5 protein-coding genes and 1 pseudogene are annotated in these 7,631 nt (G+C 65.0%); all 6 read left to right on the top strand.

Annotation, left to right across the window (positions count from 1 at the left end; genetic code table 11):
- The coding region (locus M0954_RS11665) for an FUSC family protein (RefSeq protein WP_297353325.1) at window positions 1-1,571 on the top strand (1,571 nt) is incomplete at its 5' end.
- Window positions 1,572-1,575: 4 nt separating this feature from the next.
- Entirely contained in the window at window positions 1,576-3,126 is a 1,551-nt protein-coding gene (locus M0954_RS11660) for an MdtP family multidrug efflux transporter outer membrane subunit (RefSeq protein WP_297353323.1), read from the top strand.
- The gene (locus M0954_RS11655) at window positions 3,127-4,602 is read left to right on the top strand and encodes a mechanosensitive ion channel family protein (RefSeq protein ID WP_297353321.1); all 1,476 of its coding nucleotides are present in this window, start codon (window positions 3,127-3,129) and stop codon (window positions 4,600-4,602) included.
- A 171-nt stretch (window positions 4,603-4,773) separates the two neighbouring features.
- Complete coding sequence (locus M0954_RS11650) at window positions 4,774-5,187, top strand: MucR family transcriptional regulator (protein WP_297353319.1); 414 nt, start codon at window positions 4,774-4,776, stop codon at window positions 5,185-5,187.
- A 103-nt stretch (window positions 5,188-5,290) separates the two neighbouring features.
- Complete coding sequence (locus M0954_RS11645; protein ID WP_297353317.1) at window positions 5,291-6,337, top strand: helix-turn-helix domain-containing protein; 1,047 nt, start codon at window positions 5,291-5,293, stop codon at window positions 6,335-6,337.
- Window positions 6,338-6,617: 280 nt separating this feature from the next.
- A pseudogene (locus M0954_RS11640) lies at window positions 6,618-7,631 on the top strand (hypothetical protein); the annotation flags it as partial.

Raw genomic sequence — 7,631 nt, 5'->3', positions numbered from 1 at the left:
TGCACCGGCAACTCGCCGCGGCGCAGGCGCGTCTCGCCGCGCTGGTCGATCCAGATCAGGCGCCGGTCGCGATCAATACAACCGATCTGCAGCAGGGCGCATTGTCGTTGCAGAAGCTCATGCGCTTCTCCACGATGCGCAAGCGCTACAGCGAACCTGCGGCCGCGGCGATGCTGGCCTGTGTGACCGCCGTATCGCGGCTGTACGAAGCAGCGTCCGAGTTGCCTGTCACGGCGCAACCGCCTGCCGCGGCTGGGATTGCCGTTATCCGCAGCGTTCGGGGCGAAGTCGCGGCGCTCGACGCTGCGATTGCCGAAGGGCTGCCGTTGCCATTGCCGCGCGCAGCCGCCGCACGAAGCAAGGAAGAAGTGCCGTCGATTCCCGCAGTCGTCGCGATGCAGCGCGCCATTGAAGCCCTCGCCGATGCCACCGCCAGCCGGCAATCGCACGCCAGCACGCCGCCACCCGCTGCGCCCGCACTGTTGCCGGCCGATGTCTTTTCAAATCCGCTCTATGCCCGCTTCGCGCTTCGCACGCTGCTGTCGGTACTGATCTGCTACGTGTTCTACAATGCGGTGAACTGGCCCGGCATTCACACGATAATGCTGACCTGTCTCGTCGTCGCGCTGCCCAGCCTTGGCGCATCGACCCGGCACGGCGTGCTGCGCATCAGCGGCGCGCTGATTGCCAGCGGTCTTGCGCTGTTCATGGTCGCGTTCGTCATTCCGCATCTGGAAAGCGTGACGGGACTGCTGCTGATGAGTCTGCCTGTAATCGCGCTGGGAGCGTGGGTATCGGCCGGTTCCGAGCGGATCAGCTACGCCGGTTTGCAGATCATGTTCACCTTCGCGCTCGCCCTGCTGGAGCAGTTCGCGCCACCATCCGATCTCACTGAGATTCGCGACCGGCTGGTGGGGATTCTGCTCGGCGTAGGCGTGGCGACGTTCATCCAGATGTCGCTGTGGCCGGAAGGCGAGGCCGACTCGCTGCGACTGCAACTCTCCAAGGTGCTGCGCGCGATCGTAGGTGTTGCTCGCAATCATGCGCAGGTGGTCGAAACCGCTGCGCCAGCGGCACAATCGCAATCGGCGGCGACGGCCTGGGCCATGCTGGCGGATTGCGAAGCAATGCTCGCGCGGGTTGCGCTCGAGCCCGACTGGCGCGAGGGCGAAACGGCCCGCGTCACGCTTCTCGCGCAAACGGTGCTCGCTCAGGGCCGCTCGATTCTGCTGGCGAGCGACGCCTTCCATATCGAGGCGAATTTCGACGCGAGACGTACGAACGCATCGGGCACTAGTTTGCGGCAAGCCTGTGGCGGATTGCAGCGAAACCTGGCGGAGTCGCTTGAACGCTATGCGCAGCAATTGTCGGGCGAGCCGCCACTCGCCGTGCCGCCGCTGCCGCTCGATTTGACGAAGGTGGCCGCCGCAGCGGCGGGCGAAGAGGGGGGCGAGCCTGCCACCGCGCTGCGGGAGTGGGCTGCACGTATCGACACTGCGCTGTCAGGCCTGCCGCAATGGTCTACCGATGAACTGCCTTTAGCGTTGCCGGCCGTTGCCGGACAGGGATAGCGCAATGCGCGACGATCACAATCCGTTGATACGGACTGCGCGTGGCACAGGCACCTGCCATTCGTTGCCGCGCTTCATGCAGCGTTGGCTTGTGCTGCTGCCAATCTGTGCGGGGCTGGCAGCCTGCGCGATGATTCATCACGATAGCCCACCGGCGGCGCTCATCCCACAGGACCAGATCCGTCTCGCCGACGATATCCATCTCGCAAGCGAAGGCTGGCCCTCTGCGCGCTGGTGGGAGCACTATCACGACCCGCAGCTCGAAGCGCTGATCGAGCGCGGCCTCAGTCATGCGCCGACGCTGGCGATCGCCCGTGAACATGTATCGCAAGCCCACGCCCAGGTAGAGCTGGTTCGCGCCGGGAGCGATCTGCAGATCTCCGGGATTGCCGAGGCGGATCGCGAGCACGTGTCCGGTCATGGTTTCCTCAGCGCCTATGCTTCGAAGGATCCCGCCATCGGCGCGTACGGCCCCTGGTACTGGACCGGACTGGTCGGCGTCGATGCCCACTACGATATCGATGTGTGGGGCAAGCAACGCGACCTCGTGCGTGCGGCGCTTGGCGAGCAGAACGCGCAACGCGCCGAGGCGGCGCAGGCGGAGCTGGAGGTGTCGACCGGCGTCGCGCAGCTTTACTACCAGATCCAGATCGTCTACGCGAACCTGGACCTGCTGAAGCAATTGCGCAGCGTGGAGGCGCTCGAACTGGACACCCAGACCGCGCGTCACGAGCGGGGGCTGGTGGCCGTTACCCAGTCCGCCGAGGCGCGCTCGCAACTGCTCGCGCTCGACCAGCAGATCGCTTCGGCACAGGAACAGATCGTTCAGACCCGTGAGGCCTTGCGAGCAGTACTGGGCGCAGGCCCGGACGACCTGCCGCAAATCGCGCCGGTGGCATTGCCCGCGCCCTCGGCCGGCCTGCCGTCCACGCTGTCCTTCGAACTGCTCAGCCACCGGCCCGACCTGCAGGCCATGCGCTGGCTCGTCGAGGCATCGTTCGACCGTATCGATTCCTCCAAGGCGGCGTTCTACCCGAGCTTCGACATCACCGCGTTCTTCGGTTTCAACGCGCTACGGATGCGGGATCTGTTCACCCATACGGCTGAGCAGATCAACCTCATTCCAGGACTCTACCTGCCGATCTTCGATGGCGGCCGTCTGAATGCGGGCTTGCACGGCGCACGCACGGCCAGCAACACGCTGATCGAGCAGTACAACGAAGCAGTGCTCGACGCCGTCCGCGACGTGGCTCAAACGGGCGGCCAGATCGACGACCTCGACCATCGCGCGCAACTGCAGCACGAGCGGATCGACGCCCTCCGTGTCTCGAGCGATAGCACCGAGGCGCAGTACGAGCGCGGTCTCGCCGACCGGACGGCCTCGATACAGGCGAAGGCGCCAGTGATAGAAGGGCAGATCGCGCTGCTGCAACTGAACGGCGACGAGCTCGAAGCGGAAATCGTGCTGACGCGGGCGCTAGGCGGCGGTTATCGCAGCGACGATTTGCCGACCCGGCCGCCGGTGCCACCGTTAGCGGCCAGCGGAGCGAACTAGATGCTGCCGCAGCCGCTCGCGCCGTTGTTGCTTCCGGTCGCCGCGGTCGCGCTCAATTTCATCGTATTGCTGTGCTGCGCACGCATGCGCTTCGCGATGCCGCGCACCACGTTGCGCTGCCTCGCGTTTGCCGCGCTGACGATTGCGATGCTGCACGCGGGCGTGACGCCGACGCAGACGCCCGATCTCGGCGCCTCCGCGGAGTACCGCTTTGCGCGCGGTGCGGTGCAGATCGCCTGGTGGCTGCTGGCGGCATCCACGATCATGGCGGTGGTGCGGCTCTACTACACGATCAATGACCGCACGCGCCAGGAGCGCTTTACGCTCGACGTCGCCGAGGTCGTGGCGTATCTGACCGCGGCGGTCGCTATCGTCGCCGACGTGTTCGACATTCCGCTCAAGGGTGTGCTGGCCACTTCAGGCGCAGTCGCGATCGTGCTGGGTCTGGCGTTGCAGAGCACGCTAGCCGACCTGTTTTCCGGCTTCGTCATCAATGCGACGGCGCCATATCGCGTCGGCGACCGGATCGTGCTCGACGACGGCTCGGAAGGCTCAGTGCGCGAAGTGACATGGCGTGCGACTCACGTGCTCAAGAGCAACCATGACCTGATCGTCGTGCCGAACTCGGCAATCGCGAAGTCGAAGGTTATCAATGCCAGCGTTCCGGCAGGCGCGCATGCAACCGTGGTCCGGTTTCAGGCGGATCCGGTGCATCGTCCGTCGTCGGTGGTGTCGGCGCTGCGGCTGGCAATCGATTCGTGTATTGGCATCGACGCTGCGCTGCCGTCGAACATTGTCACGAAGACGGTTGGCTGGCAGGCGACCGATTACGAAGTCTCGTTCTTCGTCTCGAGCGATCGCAGCAGCGACGACACGCTCAACGTCTTTTTCGACGCAGCGCATCGACATCTTGAAGCACTGTCGCTGTTCCATACGCCAGCGGATGAGACAGACGCTTCAGGCGAGCGCTCGGTCGGGCGCCGTCTGGTGGACAGCATCGGCATCTTCGGCCTGCTGTCGCGCGAAGAAAAGGAACAGCTCGCGAGCGTCCTGCAGGTTCGCGAACTTGCGCCTGGCGACGTGCTGCTGCAGGCCGGCGAAGTGCCGTCTGCGATTACGCTCATCGGCTATGGCGTGATCAACGCATCCACCCGGCTTGACGGCGGGACCGTGGATGTCATGCGCTTCTCACCGTGCGAATACTTCGGCGAGAGCGGACCCATCGCAGGTGTGGCGGTTGGCGCGGAAATCTCGGCAAAGACCTACGCGATTGTTTACGAACTGCCCGGAGCGGCGATTGCCGTACTGCTCAAACGGCATCCCGAACTGACGCACGTACTCGCCGCAAAACTCGCGGAACGTGAACGCCGCGGCCAGGCGTTGATGGAACCACCCAAGGACATACCGCCAACGCCGCACGGCCTCGCCGCATGGCTCGCACGCGGTATGCAAGCGCTCCATGGAATGCATATCTAACCCGGCGCGCAGGTTCGCCCCCATTCGGGGGATTGACCCGCTCAGGTCACGCCACTACTTTGATCGGGTATCCCACCTGAGAGTGAGACAAGCTTATGGTGCCGTGCGAATCCGCCTGCCGCTTTCGGGCGATCCCAGTAACGCAGGGCCTTTGAACTCGCGAGGCCACCCGTGACGGAACGCCCCCATCTGATCGAACTGACCGCCGAGATCGTAGCGAGCTTCGTCGCGAGCAATCCGTTGCCGGCGGCCGATCTTCCAGCCTTCATTTCGAGTACCCATGCCGCACTGGCCGCGCTGCTCGATGCTTGCGAGGACGCAGGCCCGCATGCCGAGGCGGCAGTCCCGATCAGTGAATCAATCCACGATGAGTACCTGATCTGCCTGGAGGACGGCCGCAAACTGAAGTCGCTCAAACGCCATCTCCAACACCGCTACGGCATGACCCCCGATCAGTATCGAGCGAAATGGGGACTGCCCGCTGACTATCCGATGGTGGCGCCCGCCTACTCGGCGCTGCGCTCGACCATCGCCAGGAATCATCCCGCTGGCGCCATCAAACCGCGGCGGGGTGCCAAGACCTGAGAGAAAGCGGGCACGCTCGTACAGTGCGGTTTCACCCATTGGGGGGATACCGGAGGAGCGCCAGTCTCGCGCATGATGCTCACCAATGAAACGGAGTGACATCATGTCCAGACAGTCACAGGACGCGTCGAGCGTTCTCCGGGCGGCCTGTCCGGATGCGGCAGGCGGGTTCGGTGCAAACTTGTGGGCGAGCGAGAGTTCGGTCGTGCAGGTCGAGGAACGTTGGCGCTGTCCGCCGTTTTCCGCAGTCGATGCCGCGGCGGCGGATCGCATCCTCGCAGGGAGCTGGAGCGAGGATGTCGCCGCGAGCGAACCGCGCGAAGTGTCGAGCGCCGGCGACGAACGCTTCTATACGGTCGGCATCGCCCTGAGCGCCACCACGCTGAAATTCCACCACGACGGCAAGATCATCTGTGACGGCCCCGTCATGCCCGGTTCGATCCAGATCTCGAAACCCGGCGAAAGCGTCAAAGCCTTTTATGCCTCGCCGTGCCGCGTGATGCATCTGTTTATCTCGCCGGATCTTTTGTTGCGGCGGTATGACGAAGCCGCAGGTCAACTCGTGCGGCCCGATCTCGCGGACCAGGATCCGCGGATCTTTCGGGATGTCGCAGTCGAGCGGCTGGCGCTCGCGCTGCAGGACGCGAATCCGCTCGCCGATACCTTCGGCCGTATGTATGCGGACAGCATTTGCGACGCGATTGTGGCACGCCTGCTGGCGAGGCGCACGGACGTCATGCCGGCGTCGCCGGTGGCGCGGGGCGCGTCTCTGCCGAGGTGGCGTTTGCGCCGGGCGATCGATTTCATCGAAGCCAATCTCGCCAACCCGATTGGTCTCGCCGAAGTGGCCGCCAGTACGGGACTCACGCGCATGCATTTCGCTGCCCAGTTTCGCTCGACGACCGGCTATTCGCCGCACACCTACCTGCTAAGACGACGGCTCGAACATGCGCAGATGCTGCTGCGCTCGTCGGAGTTCAGCGTGCTGAACGTGGCGCTCAGCTGCGGCTTCAGCTCGCATGCGCATTTCACTGCGGTCTTCAAGCGCATGATCGGCGAGCCGCCGAACGCGTGGCGGGCGCGCATGCGCGGCGCCCGGTTGCCCGACGAATCGCCCGGTCACGCCGCTCAACGGGACGCTCCGCGATAGCGGCATTCCCGCATACGAATAGCGGCGTTGCGCGTTTATTTCCTGCCACGTTGTCCGTCTAACTCCCGTATAGGCCTCCTGACGACCCGGCCATTACCGAAACATAACCGAATCATCACGCTTCGTAGCGGTGCCGGGTTTAGGCTTGGCCGCATCTTCCCTCGTTGTGCGGTTACGACGATCTGGTGTCCCGACGGAGCCTGAAATGAATGATGTCGTTGTTGCATACGAAAGTTTTTCGAAAGTTGGACGGACACAGCGAAGCGGGGCGCTTCCGTGCGTGTCACCCGAACCGGGTGCGTGGCGTGCGATTGCCGCCCCAGGGTCTCTGCCGGTCGTTAGCGGTAGCTTGGCCGCTCTGCAGATTCCGCGGACTGGTGGCGCACGGATCGGCGATGGCTTCGCGCATATCAGGCTCGATATCGAACGGGCGTGGCAGGCCATCATGCGCTTCGATTCCCGCGAGGCGCTGGCCATCGCGGACCTGATCGAACAGCAGGCGGCCCGGTTGTCGGTGACGGTGACGAAGGCGCTGCACGGCGAAATCGCGGCGCTGCGAGCGGTGGCACTTGTGTTTCAGGACGATGAGGTGGCCGCGTTGCCGGCCGCGTTGTCCGCGCTTGCGCTGGGCGCCAGCGCGCCGACGGCGCAGGTCGCGTTGACCGTGTGCCGCAGTGTGTATTGGCGGCGCGGAGATCTGGAAAGTTTCTACGCGGTGGAGCGCGTCAGGCTGGACGCCCGGCCGGGCCCGACGCAGGCGCTCTCGGCGCTGTTCGATCTGGCCTTGGATGCCGCCGTCGCCTTCGATCAGATGCGCTTCAACGCGGCGCGCCTGCTGGCTGCCGACGCGCTCGAGACGGGGAAGCGCCTGCTCGGCAGGCAGGTTCCGGCCGATGCCTTTCCCGCCTCCATCATCGCGCAAGTACTCTACGAGCAGGGCCAGGTGGACGAAGCCGAGGCGTTGATCGCCGCACGGATGGCCAACATCCGCGAACGCAGTACGTTCGAAGGCGCGCTGCGCGCGCATATGCTGCTCGCACGCATCGCCGCGAACCGGGGGCAAGCCGGCCGGGCGCTGGTCATTCTCAGCGAGGCCCAGGCGCTCGGTGTGCGGCGCGGCTGGGCGCGGCTGCAGGCGGCGAGCCTCGCGTATCAGGTCGAAATCGAAGCTGGCAATGGGCGCGTCGAGCAGGCCGAGCAATGTCTGGAACGTCTCGACGCGCTCGCACGTGAAAAGCGGGCGGCGAGCGCCAGTGGTAGCAGCGCTGCCCTCGAGATCGTGCGTTTTCATACC

This window comes from Paraburkholderia sp. (assembly GCF_026225065.1).
GTDB lineage: Bacteria > Pseudomonadota > Gammaproteobacteria > Burkholderiales > Burkholderiaceae > Paraburkholderia.
The sequence above is the reverse complement of the archived record's forward strand: the minus strand, read 5'-3'. Positions and strand labels throughout refer to the sequence as shown.

Excerpts from the sequence above, each read along its gene's own strand:
- M0954_RS11660 (WP_297353323.1), top strand. The coding sequence starts at position 1,576 with ATGCGCGACGATCACAATCCGTTGATACGGACTGCGCGTGGCACAGGC.
- M0954_RS11655 (WP_297353321.1), top strand. The coding sequence starts at position 3,127 with ATGCTGCCGCAGCCGCTCGCGCCGTTGTTGCTTCCGGTCGCCGCGGTC.
- M0954_RS11645 (WP_297353317.1), top strand. The coding sequence starts at position 5,291 with ATGTCCAGACAGTCACAGGACGCGTCGAGCGTTCTCCGGGCGGCCTGT.